General features: G+C 64.8%; 15 protein-coding genes. 7 read left to right on the forward strand and 8 right to left on the reverse strand.

Features of this window, described 5'->3' with window-relative positions; genetic code table 11:
• Window positions 1-79: 79 nt before the first annotated feature.
• Complete coding sequence (locus tag NO877_RS16185) at window positions 80-394, forward strand: glutathione S-transferase N-terminal domain-containing protein (RefSeq protein WP_256397390.1); 315 nt, start codon at window positions 80-82, stop codon at window positions 392-394.
• 17 nt (window positions 395-411) lie between these two features.
• Here the strand turns inward: NO877_RS16185 and NO877_RS16190 are convergent, their stop codons facing one another.
• The gene (locus NO877_RS16190) at window positions 412-858 is read right to left on the reverse strand and encodes a DUF2391 domain-containing protein (protein ID WP_256397391.1); all 447 of its coding nucleotides are present in this window, start codon (window positions 856-858) and stop codon (window positions 412-414) included.
• A gap of 119 nt (window positions 859-977) precedes the next feature.
• On the opposite strand from NO877_RS16190, the gene NO877_RS16195 reads away from it, so the two are divergent.
• Complete coding sequence (locus NO877_RS16195) at window positions 978-1,658, forward strand: class I SAM-dependent methyltransferase (protein WP_256397392.1); 681 nt, start codon at window positions 978-980, stop codon at window positions 1,656-1,658.
• Between the two features lie 7 nt (window positions 1,659-1,665).
• Here NO877_RS16195 and NO877_RS16200 read toward each other — a convergent pair whose 3' ends face one another.
• Both NO877_RS16200 and NO877_RS16205 read right to left on the reverse strand, forming a co-directional pair.
• Window positions 1,666-4,026: a bacterio-opsin activator domain-containing protein gene (locus NO877_RS16200; RefSeq protein WP_256397393.1), complete on the reverse strand. Its 2,361-nt coding sequence runs from the start codon at window positions 4,024-4,026 to the stop codon at window positions 1,666-1,668.
• A gap of 427 nt (window positions 4,027-4,453) precedes the next feature.
• Complete coding sequence (locus tag NO877_RS16205; RefSeq protein WP_256397394.1) at window positions 4,454-6,109, reverse strand: FAD-dependent oxidoreductase; 1,656 nt, start codon at window positions 6,107-6,109, stop codon at window positions 4,454-4,456.
• Window positions 6,110-6,309: 200 nt separating this feature from the next.
• Between NO877_RS16205 and NO877_RS16210 the strand changes: the two genes are divergently transcribed.
• Window positions 6,310-7,386 carry an AI-2E family transporter gene (locus tag NO877_RS16210; RefSeq protein WP_256397395.1) on the forward strand — a complete coding sequence of 359 codons (1,077 nt, stop codon included), beginning with the start codon at window positions 6,310-6,312 and terminating at the stop codon, window positions 7,384-7,386.
• A gap of 24 nt (window positions 7,387-7,410) precedes the next feature.
• Here the strand turns inward: NO877_RS16210 and NO877_RS16215 are convergent, their stop codons facing one another.
• On the reverse strand, window positions 7,411-7,590 hold the full coding sequence (locus NO877_RS16215) for a hypothetical protein (RefSeq protein WP_256397396.1): 180 nt from the start codon (window positions 7,588-7,590) through the stop codon (window positions 7,411-7,413).
• Window positions 7,591-7,659: 69 nt separating this feature from the next.
• Window positions 7,660-9,417 (reverse strand): stage II sporulation protein M, encoded by a 1,758-nt coding sequence (locus NO877_RS19830; RefSeq protein ID WP_256397397.1) that lies wholly within the window; start codon window positions 9,415-9,417, stop codon window positions 7,660-7,662.
• A 100-nt stretch (window positions 9,418-9,517) separates the two neighbouring features.
• Here NO877_RS19830 and uvrB point away from each other — a divergent pair, with 100 nt between their 5' ends.
• Together uvrB and NO877_RS16230 are read left to right on the forward strand one after the other, a co-directional pair.
• Entirely contained in the window at window positions 9,518-11,578 is a 2,061-nt protein-coding gene (gene uvrB / locus NO877_RS16225) for an excinuclease ABC subunit UvrB (protein WP_256397398.1), read from the forward strand.
• A gap of 143 nt (window positions 11,579-11,721) precedes the next feature.
• Window positions 11,722-12,003: a hypothetical protein gene (locus NO877_RS16230; protein ID WP_256397399.1), complete on the forward strand. Its 282-nt coding sequence runs from the start codon at window positions 11,722-11,724 to the stop codon at window positions 12,001-12,003.
• A 7-nt stretch (window positions 12,004-12,010) separates the two neighbouring features.
• Here NO877_RS16230 and NO877_RS16235 read toward each other — a convergent pair whose 3' ends face one another.
• Complete coding sequence (locus NO877_RS16235; RefSeq protein WP_256397400.1) at window positions 12,011-13,159, reverse strand: SPFH domain-containing protein; 1,149 nt, start codon at window positions 13,157-13,159, stop codon at window positions 12,011-12,013.
• Between the two features lie 95 nt (window positions 13,160-13,254).
• Between NO877_RS16235 and NO877_RS16240 the strand changes: the two genes are divergently transcribed.
• The gene (locus tag NO877_RS16240) at window positions 13,255-13,779 is read left to right on the forward strand and encodes a 2'-5' RNA ligase family protein (RefSeq protein ID WP_256397401.1); all 525 of its coding nucleotides are present in this window, start codon (window positions 13,255-13,257) and stop codon (window positions 13,777-13,779) included.
• 92 nt (window positions 13,780-13,871) lie between these two features.
• Here NO877_RS16240 and NO877_RS16245 read toward each other — a convergent pair whose 3' ends face one another.
• Together NO877_RS16245 and NO877_RS16250 are read right to left on the reverse strand one after the other, a co-directional pair.
• On the reverse strand, window positions 13,872-14,129 hold the full coding sequence (locus tag NO877_RS16245) for a DUF7967 family protein (RefSeq protein ID WP_256397402.1): 258 nt from the start codon (window positions 14,127-14,129) through the stop codon (window positions 13,872-13,874).
• Between the two features lie 121 nt (window positions 14,130-14,250).
• The gene (locus tag NO877_RS16250; RefSeq protein WP_256397403.1) at window positions 14,251-14,415 is read right to left on the reverse strand and encodes a hypothetical protein; all 165 of its coding nucleotides are present in this window, start codon (window positions 14,413-14,415) and stop codon (window positions 14,251-14,253) included.
• 170 nt (window positions 14,416-14,585) lie between these two features.
• Between NO877_RS16250 and NO877_RS16255 the strand changes: the two genes are divergently transcribed.
• A complete protein-coding gene (locus NO877_RS16255; protein ID WP_256397404.1) occupies window positions 14,586-15,611 on the forward strand; it encodes a DUF7343 domain-containing protein in 1,026 nt (341 codons plus the stop codon).
• Window positions 15,612-15,637: the final 26 nt, after the last annotated feature.

The following is a 15,637-nucleotide window of genomic DNA, read 5'->3' on the forward strand; positions in this document are numbered from 1 at the left end:
TACTACCGATTTACGGCCGACCGTGCCCGACCGCACATAGCCCCGCAAACACTTGGCGGTTCGAGCCTGTACTACAGGTATGACAGCGTCAGCACCACAGTTAGAGCTGTACAATCTACAGGGCTGTCCGTACTGCAAAAAGGTTCGGCGGGCGCTCGACGACCTCGGGGTGGCCTACGAAACCCATACCGTCCCACCAGCGCGGAGCGACCGCACCGAGGTCTACGCGGCCAGCGGCCAGTACGGGGTGCCGGTGTTGGTCGACCACGCCAACGACATCGAGGGAATGGCCGAGAGCGACGACATCGTCGACTACCTCTATGCGGAGTACGGCGACGGCGAAACGCCACCGCCGTCGGGTATCGTCGACCGGCTGCTGTCCCGGTTCTTCTAGCGGTAGCCACCGACTACTTATAAGACGCTGTCGGCGGTGGCCGCGCCGACGACGCTGAACACCGAGCCGACGCTGATGGCTTTAAACGTGGTTTCGACGAGCACGAGCGTCGATAGTTCATCGCCGAGGAACGTTGCGGGAGCATCGAACACCAGCGCCAGAATGGCGACCGAGCCGAAGGAGACGACCATCAGCGAAATGAACCGGATCGGGATGCCGACGACCTGCTGTTCGCTGTCGGGATCGCGCTTGGTATCGGCCTGATACAGTGCCGCATAGCCGATCAGGCCGACGATCGTGACGGTGAGCACACCCTGTAGATCGCTCATACTCCCCGCCAGTGTCCAAACCTCCTCGGTAACCACGAACGGGCCAGCCAGCAGGAAGCCGCCGACGATCTGCTGGGCGGAGTCGGCGACTCTGAATGTCGGCCGCCGGAGTCTCAGCCGCGGTCGTGGCTGCATACTCGCCCCGAAGTCACCGGATACGTATAAACTATGAGGACAGTAGGGGTCGGCCGGGAGAGCAACCGATTTAGTGACTCGTCGACCACTCCGGGTATGAACATCGAGGAGGTCGACCGATGAGCGTCCGCGAGGAGTTCGACAGTTGGGCCGCAAGCGGCCGGGACAAGGGGATGGAGGACCGCCACTGGCACACCGCCAAACACGCGCTGGCTCGGATGCCGGTCGAAGCGGGCGAGACCGTCCTGGATCTCGGCTGTGGCAGCGGCTACGCCCTGCGGGCGCTCCGGGAGACCGCGGATATCGGCCACGGCGTGGGCCTCGACGGCTCCCCGGAGATGGCCCACAATGCCGCAGGCTACACCGACGACGAGGCGGTCGACTTCCTCGTCGGCGATTTCGATTCGCTGCCGTTCGCCGCCGACAGCGTCGATCACGTGTTCTCGATGGAGGCCTTTTATTATGCACCCGATCCCGCCCACACGCTCGAAGAGCTAACCCGGATTCTCCGGCCCGGTGGCACGTTCTACTGTGCGGTCAACTACTACGAGGAAAACGAAGCCTCCCACGCATGGCAGGAGAACATCTCGATCGAGATGACCCGCTGGGACCGCACCCAGTACCGCGAGGCGTTCCAGGAGGCGGGGTTCCACGTCGCCGAACAGGAGACGATCCCCGACCAAGAAATCGAGATCCCGCCCGCGGATGCGTTCCCGACCGACGACTGGGAGAGCCGGGAGGCGATGATCGACCGGTATCGGACGTGGGGGACGCTGCTGACGGTTGGCGTCGTTCCCTGAGCTGCGATTAGTGTCGTGCGGCCGGTAATCGTTGCTGGCTCGTCGTCGACAGCAGTTCGTCGAACACCCGTTTTTCGGCCTTGCGAAGGTGCTGGTGGAACGTCGCGGGAGCGACCCCCAGCGTGTCGGCGATCTCCGTCGCGGAATGGCCACGGGGCCACTCGAAGTAGCCCGCGTGGTAGGCCGTCTCAAGGGCGGCCGACTGGCGGTCGGTGAGCGTCTCGCCCAGATGCCGCTGGATGCGTCTGAAGCCGTCGTGCTGGGTAGTGATCTGCTGGCGGCGGAGCATCTCGACGTTGGGGTAGGCTGCCCGGACGAGATCGGCGACCTGTCCCACGTCGGCGGTCGGTGCGAGGTGGATCGTCATCCGGTAGTCGCCGTCCTCGATGACGGCACCCTCGACGTAGCCGCCGTAGCTGGCGATCTCCGAGAGGATCGGCGGATCGCTGAGTCGGAGCTCGAAGCTCGCGGGGTCGTCGTCGGTATCGAAGTCGACCGCCTGCCAGTGGGGGAGGACCGCGACCAGTTGCGTGAGGCTGTCGACTGCGGCGTCGGTGGCGGTGCCGTAGACGAGGAACTCGTCGTCACCGATCGGGACGACGGTGTCGAACGTCGTCGTCCCCTCGATATCGGCGGTCACGTCGAAGGTGGCGGCCACGTCTCGGATGCGGAATTCGAGTTCGGTCAGTTCGGTGCTCAGCAACGCCCGCTTCCGTTCGGCGGCGGCGATAGCGTGGCCGACCACCTCGCCGAGCTGGTCGATGACCGCCCGTTCCTGCCGCTCGAAGGCGTTCGAGCGGTCGGCATAGATGTTCACCGCGCCGTACATAGTTCCCTCGTGGGCGATCGGGATGGCAGCCGACGAGCGGAAGCCGTAGCTCTCGACGGGGTCCCGCCACGGATCGTGACCGGCGTTGGTCGGAATGTCGTTTACCACCTGCGTCTCGCCCGTCTGGAGGGCTCGCGCCGTCGGGCCGCCGCTCAACGGATCCTCGGAGTCGACCGAGACCGTGATCTCGTCGGTGTACCCACTCACCCCGGCTTCGGTTCGGATCTCGACGGTGTTGGAAGCGCGGTCGACCGCGCCGATCCACGCGAGTTGGTAGGAGTCAGTCGCCGCAAGCCGCTCGCAGACGGCCGCTTCGATCTCCGCGCGGGTCGACTGATCGATCACTGCGTTGGTGATCTCCCGAATGACGCCGTTGAGATCGTTCAGGGCGCCGACGCGCTCGCGTTGGGCGACCAACTGCTGGTCGGAGGCGTGGCGGTTGATCGCCGTCGCCAGAATGTTGGCGACCGACTGGACGAAGTTGGCGTCGTGGTCGGAGAACTCCCGCGGTGCCGTGTCGTGGGCACCGAGGATTCCCCACGGGCTATCGAGGGGACCGATGATCGTACTGATTCCGCTTCGCACGTCGTGGTCCGTCAGGAGGTCGGGTCCGCTGAACCGCGGCTCGGTCGTGAAGTCGTTCACGACGACGGCGGATTCGGTCTGCAGCGTGTGGGAGGCCTGTGACTCGTTTTCGACCGCCGACACCGTCGCCGAGCCGACGATCCCCTCCTCCCAGCCGACCCCCTGCCGTAACAGGAGCTCGTCGGCCTCGGTATCGAGATCCAGGACTTTGCAGTAGTCGGTGTCCAGCGTCTCGGCGACGGCGGCCGCGGCCTCGGCCATCAGCGCATCGAGGTCGACGCCCTCCAGCCCACGGGTGCCGAGTTCGGTCACCACCTCCTGCTGGCGAACTCGGTCGCGGAGGGCGCGTTCATCTCGGTTCCGATCGGAAATGTCGCGGCTGATCGCCACAAAGCGATCGGTACTCGATCCAGCGAGCCGGATGAGGTTGACCTCGACAGGGAACGTCGAGCCGTCGGCCCGCCGGTATCGAGCCTCGAAGCTCCGGGGGTCGTCGACCGACAGCCCCGATAACAGGGTCTCGACCCCGTCTTCGTCGATCGACTCGTCGTACTCCCAGATCCCCGCGCCGAGAAGCGCCGCTTCGCTGTAGCCGAGTTCCATACACAGGCGGCGGTTCACCGACACCAACCGCCCGTCGGCGTCGAGAACGTCGATCATGTCCGGCGAGTGTTCGATCAGTGACTCGAACCGCTCGGTTGGCGAGTCGGGAGTAGCAGTGTCGTCCCGTTCCTCGTGGTCGACCGGCGACGGCTGCCACCAGATGCGGCCGCTCGCACCGACCGATTTGGTGTCGAGACGGTCGGCCTCGACGAGCCGTTCGAGCCGTTCGTAGGCGCTCCGCCGACCGATCGGTAACTGGGCGGCGACCTCGGTGGTCGTCAGCGGCGTACCGGCGCGATCGAACAGCGAGAGGGTCTCTCGGAGCGCCGTGGTGAGCGATCCAGCGGGCATGAACCGCCGTACTGCCGTCTCGTATATCAACCCTCCGGCGGCGGAAGCAAAGCTAGTCGTAACTGGGAGTATCCGTCGACTGTCGGTACGTATGTGGTGTCGACCGCCGGTAAAGGGGGGATGCACGGAACCGGACGGTTCGGAATGGTGGGGGACGGTTCCGTCGTGAGCCCGGATGAGGGCGCGGATCCCTGTCAGGAGGATCCGGGGGACCGGTTGTGAGGGGCGGGGAAGGCAAGCGGGATGTGTCACCACCGGGTGGGGGCCGCGGTGGAGGGGCATCGGTGGTGGTCTGCCCGCATTTCAGAGTGGGAGGCCTGTATGGAAAAGCTCTGAACCTACGTACGTTGGTACCAGCGATCGTCGGTACCGAAACGACCGAAAACGGCCAGTGAGCCGATAGCGAGTCCAACCCACCTCCTGACGGTTACAGTTCGTCGACTGAGTCGGAATCACTTTTTAAATCCTCGATCGTCGACAATCCCTCAATGGCTGGACCGTCGAAGACCTCGCCGTCGGCGTGAAACCGCGAGCCGTGACAGGGGCAGTCCCACGACCGTTCGGCGGGGTTGAAGTCGATGACACAACCCATGTGCGGACAGATCGCCGACCGGGTGTGTAGCTCCCCGTCGGAGTCACGGTAGGCGGCGATCGGTTTCCCCTCGCGGCCGTAGATGGCCGCTTCGTCCGTCCGGAGCTCGCTCGGCTCCGAACGGACGCTTTTCATCCAGCCGCGTATAAACTGGCCGCCCTCGTTGGCCGTCTCGGTGAGGAGTTTCCCGGCGGACTCCTGGACCGTCACGCGCCGCGGATCGAAGGCCCGCTGCCACGGCGTTTCGCGGCCGCGGACCATATCGGCCAACTGGAGTCCGGCGGCCACGCCGTTGGACATCCCCCAGCCGCCGAACCCCGTTGCGATATAGAGGTCGTCGGTCAGCGGTCCACCGTGGCCGACGTAGGGAATCCCGTCGACCGAGACGTAGTCCTGTGTCGACCACCGGTAGACGATCTCCTCGATCTCGAAGTGATCCCGCGCCTCGCGTTCGAGGGTTCGGTAGTGGTCGGCGGTGTCGCCACCCTGTCCTGTTTTGTGGTTCTGGCCGCCGATCAGCGTCAGTTCCTCGCCGTCGACCGTGGCGCTCCGCACCGAAAAGTAGGGATCGTCGACGCGGTAGTACATCCCCTCGGGCGGCTCGCCCCCGTCAGCCAGCCGAACCGCCAGCACGTAGGACTGCTTGGGATACAGCCGCGCGAAGAGGCCGAGGCGGTCCCGGATCGGGAAATGCGTCGCCAGGATCACCTGCTCGGCGTCGACCGTGACAGCCGCCTCCGTCTCGCCAGCCCTGTCGTCGACCGTCGCCTCGCCGTCGGCTGTCGTCTCGCTGTCGTCGACGCTCGTCTCGACGCGGTAGGGGTCGCTGCCGGAGAGTCCCGTGACGGCCGTGTTCTCATATATCTGGCCACCAGCCGACTCGATTTTATCACCCAGTTCCAGCAGGTAGGCCCGCGGATCGTACTGAGCCTGCTCGTCGAACCGAACCCCGGCCGTCGCGGTCGGCGAAAACGGAATCTCGTCGTCGGCTGTGGCGGAGATCCCGGCCTCCCACGCGGCCTTGCGTTCGTCGCGGAGTGTCGACCGCCGTCCAGCCTGCTCAGTATACATGATCGCCGGGCGGCGCTCGAAGCCACAGTCGACGTCCCACTGGTCGATACGACCGGCGACGTGTTCGATGGCGGCCCGATTGGCGGCGGCGTACTGGCGGGCGGTCTCGGGGCCGTGTTTCGACCGGAGGGTGTCGTACTTGAGGCCGTGTTGGGTGGTGAGCTTCGCCGTCGAGTGACCCGTGACGCCGGTGACGATCCGGTCGCGTTCGAGCACGGCGACCGACAGGCCAGCATCGGCGAGCTGTTTGGCCGCGGTCAGCCCGACAATACCGCCACCGCAGACCGCCACGTCGACGCTGAGCGGGTCGGTGAGGGAGTCGTATTCGGTCTCCGGGTTCGTTGCGAGCCAGATCGAGGCTGGCTCTCCTGGAAGAGACGATTCGTCCGGCTGGTCGGTGGGAGGAGTCTCGTCGGCCATGGGTGATCCACGCCCGTCCCGTCGACACCGCACTGTCGGCCCACATCTCGGCACACGACTGCGGGGACGATGCGCACCAAAGTTCGGCAGCGGCGGGAATAACTCTCCCGTCCAGTATCGGTGAGCATCATCGTGGGTGATCTGACAGCACAACCCATCGGATGGCGAACTGTTTTGTGGGCCGATTGCCCTGAGTCTGTATGAGCCGTCGACTCTACGTGCTCGGTGGCGTGTTGGCCGCCATCGCCACGCTCGCGGCCGTCATTCTGTTCGATGTGTTGGGAACGGTGTTCGTCGCACTCTCGGTCGCCTATCTGTTGGTCCCGCTCCGGCGGCGGCTGCGCGGGTACGGGTTCTCGCGGCTCACGTCGACCCTCACGGTGACTGCAACCGCCGTGGGCGGCGTTGTCGCGCTGTTCGGGCCGCTGGTCTACCTCCTGATCATCAGGTTTTCCGAGGTGAGCGCGGTTATCCGCGGGCTGCCCGAATCGATTCCGCTGCGTCTTGGGGGGTTCACCTACGAGTTGGTCGTCTCGGATGTTATCACGCTCGTCAGCCGGGAGGTGACCGCGCTTGCGGGGGCGATCGCCTCGTCGCTGCCCGTCCTGTTGATCAAGCTCACGCTGTTCGTGCTGTTGGTGTTCTCGCTGCTCCACAACCAGCAGGACATCCGCTCGGGCGTCCTCACGGTGGTGCCGCCGAACTACCGGGATATCGGCGAGGCGCTCCACACGCGGGCGCGTGAGACGCTGTTCGCGCTGTACGTCTTGCAGGCGGCGACCGCGATCGGGACGTTCCTGATCGCGCTGCCGGTCTTCGTCCTGTTCGGCTACGACTCGCCGATCGTCCTGGCGACGGTCGCCGGTATCCTCCAGTTCGTGCCGATCGCCGGGCCGAGTCTGTTGATCGTCGTGCTCGTCGGCGGGCGTCTCGTCGCCGGGGACGTCGCCGGTGCACTGGCAGTTGCGCTGGTCGGCGGGGGGCTCATCGCGTGGCTTCCGGATCTGTTGATTCGACCGCGAATCGCCAGCCGAACCGCCGACATCTCCGGTAGCCTCTACTTCATCGGCTTCGTCGGCGGCCTGCTGAGTCTCGGCGCGATCGGTATTATCGTCGGCCCGCTGGTGGTCGCGCTGCTGGTCGAAGCCGCCGGGCTCGTCTCCCAGGAGTTCGAAACGAGCGTCGACACGCCGCCCGAGTCGACATCCCATCACCCAAGCGAGTCGGCTGAAGCGGTTGAGCCGCCCGAGTCGACCGACTCCACAGTCGACGACTGAGGGAGGGTAGTCCGAAGTGGACCGCTACGACACCCTGCCGTCCAGTCGGTTCTCGTGGTGCTTTTTAAACAAGGACAGCAGGATGCCGACGACGAGGACGAACAGTCCGAGCGGGACCCAGAGCCACGCTGCGCTCAGCAGCGCCAGCAGTACCGGAATCGCGACGAGCAGCACACCGATCCGGACGAGTGTTTCGGGCACCATATCGGGAATACTGTTCCAACCGACAAAACAGTTCATGAGTTGTCACTCCCGTGGCTCCAGGAGAGTCGATTAGGCCAAAACGGCCTCGGCGATCGCTGGCGTCACGAACGCCTCGATGAACGACGCGACGACGAGGACAACCGCCAGGCCGAGCAGCACGCGGTAGGCGAGCCGGAGCGCCTCGGCGAGCTCGGCCGAGGTCCGGGTGCCGCGGAACATCCCGGCGACGATCCCGGCGAGATGGAACCCGAACCCGCCAGCGATGACGATCGCCGGGAGTTCGATCACGCCGTGGGGAGCAACGAGTGCGAGCACGACCAGCGGGTCTGCGATGCCGGAGATCGCCCCGACGAGGACGCCGTTGAGCAACATGTCGACGGCGGTCGGCACGCCGAGGGCGACCCCGCCGAAGATGGCGGTCGCCGAAACGAGCCAGTTGTTGGCGGCGATGGTGACAAACACAGCCACCGGGAACGTCCCGAAGACCTCACCCGGCTCGCTGCCTGCCGGGAGGTCGACCGCGTACTCGGCGGTGAGCTGCCAGCCGCCGATCGCCGCCGCAACGAACAGGATCGCGGCCCCGAGGATCGGCACCGGGTGGTGGCGCGTGAAGCCGCCGAGGGCGACCAGTCCCTCCCGGAACGCCCCGATGAACCGATGGCGGTAGGCTGGCTGATCGTCGTCTTCGCGGTCGGCCTCGGCGGGACGGTCGGCTTTGTCGACTGGTGGCTCGCCATCGACCGTCCGATCGGTGTCCACCGACTGCTCGTCCGCATCCGCCGACTGTGGAGCGTCGACAGTCGCCTGCTCGTCGGCCGACGGCTGCGGCTCGTCGCCGGGTTGCTCGTCCGACGGAGGTCGTTCACCGCCGTCGGTCATCTCTGTTCGGCTGCCGGTCGTCGGTGTCCCGGCCGACGGTGAAGCGTGATCGTCGAGACGCGCCGAAAGGGGCCGGTCGGCGTACAGTGCCGTTTTGAATGCATCCAGGAAGGGGAACGCGACGAGGGGGCCAACAATCCCCGAGAGCCGTGAGACGCCGAGGAAATTGAAGATCATGAAGAGGACGCCGAGCCCGCCGAAGACGACGAGGGCGGCGACGACGTAGGCGAGGAAGGCGATGGGATTACCGAACGGGAAGCCGATGCTCCGCCGGATCGCAGTTCCGAGACTTGTCCCATCGACGACGATCGACTGGCCTGCGAACGCAAGCAACAACAGCCCGACGATGACGACGCCCGACGACAGCAGGAAGCCGACGAGTGTGGCCGCCACTCCGGCGGCGGTCGAGAGGATAAAGAGACTGGCTCCGAGGACGATCGGAACAGCCCCGACGAACAGTACACCGATCTTGACCAGCGTGATGCCGACGAAGGCTTTCCAGTCGCGGCCGACGCCGACGACGGCGTCCTCGACCCCGTCGCCGCCGTAGAGACAGCCGTAGATGCCGTTGATCGCCGCGGCGTTGCCGATGCCGTTGGCGACCACGCTGACGACCACCGACGCCAGTATCGCCCCGAGACCCAAGACGAGTATCTCCGGGGAAAAGACGTCGAGAACCGCCTCTTCGAGCCCCGGCGGGATCGAGTCGGCGGCTGTTTCGGGCGACGATTCATCGAGGGCCTCGGGATCGATGCGCTGGAGTTCCGTCACTAGTGCATCGAGCCGTCCGTCAGCCGCGAGGATGCCGACAATGGCAGCCAATCCAAGCACGACCGGCACCCGTGTCGTCGCGGTGATGCCAGCGACGAGCAGGTAGACGGGCAGCACGCTCGCCGGGCGGTCGAGCAGGACACGAACACCGGATCGGAGGGCAGTTCCTATGTTCACGGTCGACCGGTCGTGTTGCTGGGTAGTAATTTCACGGGGTTCGGTTCGCGCCCAGCAACTCACCGCGGCCGTAAAGTATGGCGGTCCCTAACGCCCGCCAATGAGCGACACGCAGTCCGGACCCCTCCAGCCGGATCGACCGGGCGACGCCCAGCCGTTCGCGGTCGACGCGCCCTTCGACCCGGCGGGCGATCAGCCCGAGGCGATCGAGCAGTTAGTCGCGGGCTACGAGGAGGGGATGGACGAACAGACGTTGCTCGGTGTCACCGGCTCCGGGAAGACGAACACGGTCTCGTGGGTCGTCGAGGAACTCGATTCGCCGACGCTGGTGTTGGCCCACAACAAGACGCTGGCGGCCCAGCTCTACGAGGAGTTCCGCAATCTGTTTCCCAATAATGCGGTCGAGTATTTCGTCTCGTACTACGACTACTACCAACCGGAGGCCTACGTCGAGCAGACCGACACCTACATCGACAAGGATATGTCGATCAACGAAGAGATCGAGCGGCTCCGCCACTCCGCGACACGCTCGCTGCTGACGCGGGACGACGTGATCGTCGTCGCCTCGGTGTCGGCGATCTACGGGCTGGGCGATCCGGGCGTCTACCGGGATATGGCGCTGGAACTGAGCGTCGATCAACAGATCGACCGCGACGAACTGCTGGCCCGACTCGTGGACCTCAACTACGAGCGCAACGACGTCGACTTCTCGCAGGGCACCTTCCGCGTCCGCGGTGACACCGTCGAGATCTTCCCGATGTACGGCCGCTACGCCGTCCGCGTGGAGTTCTGGGGCGACGAGATCGACCGCCTCCTGAAGGTCGACACGCTCGCAGGCGAGGTCAAATCGACCGAGCCAGCTGTCCTCATTCACCCCGCCGAACACTACTCGATCCCAGACAACACCCTCGACGAAGCCATCGCGGAGATCAAGGGGCTGATGGAGGAACGAATCGGCTACTTCGAGCGCCAGGGTGATCTCGTGGCCGCCCAGCGGATCGAGGAGCGGACGACCTTCGACATCGAAATGCTCCAGGAGACCGGCCACTGCTCGGGCATCGAGAACTATTCCGTCCACCTCTCGGACCGCGAGTCGGGCGAGGCTCCCTACACCCTCTTGGACTACTTCCCCGAGGACTTCCTCTGTGTCGTCGACGAATCGCACGTCACCCTCCCGCAGATCAAAGGCCAGTTCGCGGGCGACAAATCCAGGAAGGACTCGCTGGTCGAAAACGGGTTCCGCCTGCCGACGGCCTACGACAACCGCCCGCTGACCTTCGAGGAGTTCGAGGAGAAAACCGAGCGACTCCTCTATGTGAGCGCCACGCCGGGCGACTACGAGCTGGATAACTCCGCACAGGTGGTCGAACAGATCGTCCGGCCGACCCACCTCGTCGACCCGAAGGTCGAGACCGTTCCGGCGACTGGGCAGGTCGAGGACCTCCTGGATCGAATACACGAACGCATCGAGCGCGACGAGCGGACGCTGGTCACAACGCTCACAAAACGGATGGCCGAAGACCTCACCGAGTACTTCGACGAGGCCGGGATCGACGTCGCCTATATGCACGACGAGACCGATACCCTCGAACGACACGAACTGATTCGGAGCCTGCGGCTCGGCGAAATCGATGTGCTGGTCGGGATCAACCTCCTGCGTGAAGGGTTGGACATTCCGGAAGTCTCGCTCGTTGCGATCCTGGATGCCGACCAGCAGGGATTCTTGCGCTCCGAAACCACGCTGGTCCAGACGATGGGCCGGGCGGCCCGGAACGTCAACGGCGAGGTAATCCTGTATGCCGACGAGACGACCGACGCGATGGCCGCCGCGATTGACGAGACCCAGCGCCGACGGCGGATTCAACAGGAGTTCAACGCCGAGCACGGCAACGAGCCGACGACGATCGAGAAGGCGGTCAGCGAGACGAACCTGCCGGGATCGAAAACCGACACCAGTGGGCTGTCGTCCGACGCCCCGTCGACCGACGACGAGGCCAGAGAACAGATCGAACGCCTTGAAGACCGGATGCAGGAAGCGGCGAACAATCTGGAGTTCGAGTTGGCTGCCGACATCCGCGACCGGATCAGGGAACTCCGGGACTCCTTCGACCTTGACGGCGAGGACCTTGGCGTCGAACCCGAGGCCGAACCGGAGTTCTGATACTGTTTATTGGAGACGGTTTCCGCTTCGACCGCCGCCCGGTGGGGGTCGAGCGGTAACTTCCTCCAATAATCCGTATGAGCCGACCCCAGCGACTGATAACAGCGGAAACGTCTTTGTCGGAGGGCTCCGTCGGTATAGCTATGACCACTGCTGACGCACCGACGAGCTCGGAGCCAGCGACCGATCCCTCCGAGGTCGACGACTGGCTCGACCTGATCGACTACCTGACGAGCGAAGCCGCCGAGCGGAATCAGGCCCTCGAATGCGAACTCGACGAGGTGAGCGTCGACGTGCCGATGCGGATGTCGCCGGACGCACGCACCGCCAACTGGCGGTTCGACGGCGGCGTCACGATGAGCGTCGGCGAGGTCCGAGTCCCACTGCGGGACTGGATGCAGTACTGGGAACGAAGCTCCGATTAAAAGAGCGTTACTCGGTTTCGGCCGGTTCGAACTCCGCTGCTACCTCGTTGTCGTCCATCCCCACTTCGTCGAGGTTGTCGACGTCCAGATTCGTCAGTAGCTCCTCGATGTTGTCGAGCCCGAGCATCTCCCGTGTCTCCTCGTCGAACTCGCGGCTTTCGAGTTCCTGGCCCTCGGTCTGCACGTCGCTGCCGGTGAGATGGCTGCCGTAGCGACCCACCAGCGAGGTGAGTTCCTGCGGCAGGATGAACGTCGAGGACTCTCCTTGGCCGATGCGTTCGAGGCTCTCCATCCCGCGTTCGATGATCGCGCGTTCGCCCATCGACTCGGCGGATTTCGCCCGGAGCACCGTCGAGATCGCATCACCCTGGGATTCGAGGATCTGGCTCTGTTTCGACCCCTGGGCGCGGATGATGTTGGCCTGTTTGTCTCCCTCTGCTTTCTCGACCGCAGAGCGGCGTTCTCCTTGGGCCTCCAGGATCATCGCCCGGCGGCGGCGCTCGGCGGAGGTCTGGTCCTCCATGGCGCTTTTGACCTCCGGCGAGGGGCTGACCTCCCGGACCTCGACGGCCTCAACGCGAATCCCCCACTCGTCGGTCGGTTCGTCCAACTCCCGGCGAATGCGGTTGTTGATCTGGTCCCGGCGCGAAAGGGTGTCGTCGAGTTCCAGATCGCCGATTACGGCCCGGAGCGTCGTCTGGGCGAGATTTGAGATGGCGTTCTCGTAGTCGTCGACCTCCAGGAAGGCCTTTTTGGCGTCCATCACGCGGTAGTAGACGACGGCGTCGGCCCGCACCGGCGAGTTGTCCTGGGTGATCGCCTCCTGGGGGTCGACATCGATCATCCGGGTGCGCATATCGAACCGGTAGGTCCGCGAGACGAACGGCGGGACCAGCCGCAGCCCCGGTTCGAGCAATTTTCGGTACTCGCCGAAGACGGTGAGCGCGCGCTTCTCGTAGGCCTCGACGATCTCGACGGCGCTGGCGACGGTGACACCGGCGACGACGAGTGCCAACAGCCCGACGGCGAAGACCGGGGGGAGACCCGCAAACAGCAACACCCCGATGAGTCCGGCGGCGAAGACGGCGAGGGTCGTCCAGACGATATCCGGAATCCGGTCCGGAACCCCACCGCCCATACTGGGTACCGTGGTCATGGTTGTTGTTCGGTCCGGCTACACTTACGACTATCCCTCGATTGGGTCCGAGGGGCATCCGCGTGTTTTTGCGTTCCCGTCTCCCACCGACTACTGTGTTCAGTCTGAACGTCCCGGTCCCGGGGCAGGTGGCGCGACTCGCGGGTGATCTCCATCCACAACTAGTGGGTTTCGACCAGCAGCGAGAGCAGCATACTCTCGTCGTCAAGCGGTTCGACGAGTCGGCACTCCGGGCCAGCCAGCCCGAGGTGCAGTTGGCGACCCTCCAGCAGCAACTCCCACAGGAGCTGACCGGAACCCCGGCATTCGGGGCTGCAGTCCGAGAGCTCGACTTCTTCCCAGAGCCGGCCCGCGGTGACGGACCGGTCGTCTATCTGGCGGTCGACAGCCCCGGCCTCCAGGAGCTTCATGCGGAGTTAGTCGACGCCTACGGCGCGGTCGATGGACTGGAAGGCGACGACTACGTACCGCACGTTACGCTGGCACGTGGGGGGTCGGTGGCCGATGCCGAGCGAGTGGCCGAAATGGGTGTTGAGTCGGTGTCCTGGACCGCCTCTGAGCTGACGATCTGGGACTCGCGGTACCGAGAGCCGGTGTCCCGCTATTCGCTGCCAGCCTGACCGGTAGGCGACCGACACGTCCCCCGTTTAAACAGTATACGTTCGGTGGTGTTGGGATTCGACACCTACGAGGGAGGCTACACTCCTCTGGCTCAGATTTCGTCGTCGGGATCGTGTTCCGAGGCCATCTTCTGGGCTTCGGTCGCGAACTGCTCGCGGTCGGTTTCGTCGACCGCGCTGAGTTCCTCCTCGTCGGCCTCAATGGCGGCAGTGATCGGCCGACTGCGCCGCCGGAGCAACGTCATCGACAGCTCCTTGCGGAGCTGTTGGGTGCCGTCGACGGTCGCATAGGTAAACGAAATCAGGTTCCGGTCGTCGTAACTCCGCTCGACAAGCCACAGGCGTGTCATGGGCTGGCTTGTGTGCCCATTCGGTTGTGACTATCGGTCACGACGGCGAACAGGCCACCGAAAAGGGTGCCTCCAGTCTGCCCGTTGTGGCCTGTCTGTCGTGAGTCCCTAGACACTACAGCTACTGTTCGCGGTCACGGCAGTCGAAACGGCCGGTAAATCGCACTGGCCAGGATGGCGAACGCTCCCTCGGCATCCGACCATCAGGGTAGAACATCTCGCGGGCGTCCTCGTGGTCGATCGCCGATTCGTGTACTCCCCCCTCGGCGATCGGCCGAACTGCCACACGGACATCCGACCCATACAAATACGAGACAGTGTTGACCGTTTTAATCTATCCCGCCGAAAATCAGTTCTGATAACACGTTACCGCAAGAGGGGCAAGCTACTTCTCCCTCACAGCGAAATAGCTGGGTACCCACGTTGCACAACAGTATCCCCGGTCACGCCTAACTCATGTCCCCCAGAGGAGCCCTCCCCATTCTGGTCGGACTGTGTGTCTGTCTGCTGACTGTCAGTAGCATCGCTGCGGTCACCACCGCACAGCAGCCCGAGTTGGTGGTCGAACAGCACGGCTCGGGGATCGCCCTCGAAGACGAGTCGACGACCTATCTCTGGCAGTACAGTACCTACTCGATGAGCGTCACGTTTTCGGCGACGAGCGACGAGATCCATACAGTCTGTCTCTCACAGTACGACGAGGATTCGGTCGAACAGCCGTTGGTCTGTCAGTGGACCGCCGTCGACACCGAGGGCTCGACGACGGTCACGCTGACCCAATCGGAGTGGCCGGAGGATATCTCCGGCGAAGAGACGCTGGCAATCGAGATCTACACCGGCCGCAACACCAACGGCGAGCCGATCGAACAGGTCCTCCAGCCGGTTTACATCATCGAGAAGGACGGCGACCTCGACGGGAACGGGCTGACGAACGAACGCGAGATCGAACTCGGTACCCATCCCGCAGACGCCGACTCCGACGGCGACGGGCTCACCGACGGAATCGAGGTGATGCTCGGCACCGACCCGCGGGATAGCGCCACACCATACCGGATCGGCGTCGTCACTGTCGGCTCGCTGACAGCGGGTGCCTTCGGCTTGCTGCTCGTGGCGGGGCGGCTCATGATGGGCCTGCAGGCCCTCGGCGTCTCGACCGGTCGGGACGGCGACGAGGAGCCAGTCAGCGAGCGGGCCGAAACGCCGACCTTCGAGGCACCGATCCGCGACGAAGAGCGGATTCGGCGGCTGCTGTCGGCCCACGAGGGACGGCTCAAACAGTCACAGATCGTCGAAGCAACCGACTGGTCGAAGTCGAAAGTGAGTCGGCTGCTGTCGTCGATGGAAGACGACGGGGAGATCACCCGGGTCCGACTGGGCCGGGAGAACCTCGTCTGTCTCCGCGGCCACGAGCCCGCGGATGTCACCCCCTCCTGGAAGGACACGGACGAGAGTGGCTCACCCGACGGCGGCACGTCACCTTGAAACTCGCCGCGTGCCTAGGGTCGCCG

Origin of the sequence: Halohasta litorea (genome assembly GCF_024494645.1) — an archaeon.
Taxonomy (GTDB): domain Archaea; phylum Halobacteriota; class Halobacteria; order Halobacteriales; family Haloferacaceae; genus Halohasta; species Halohasta litorea.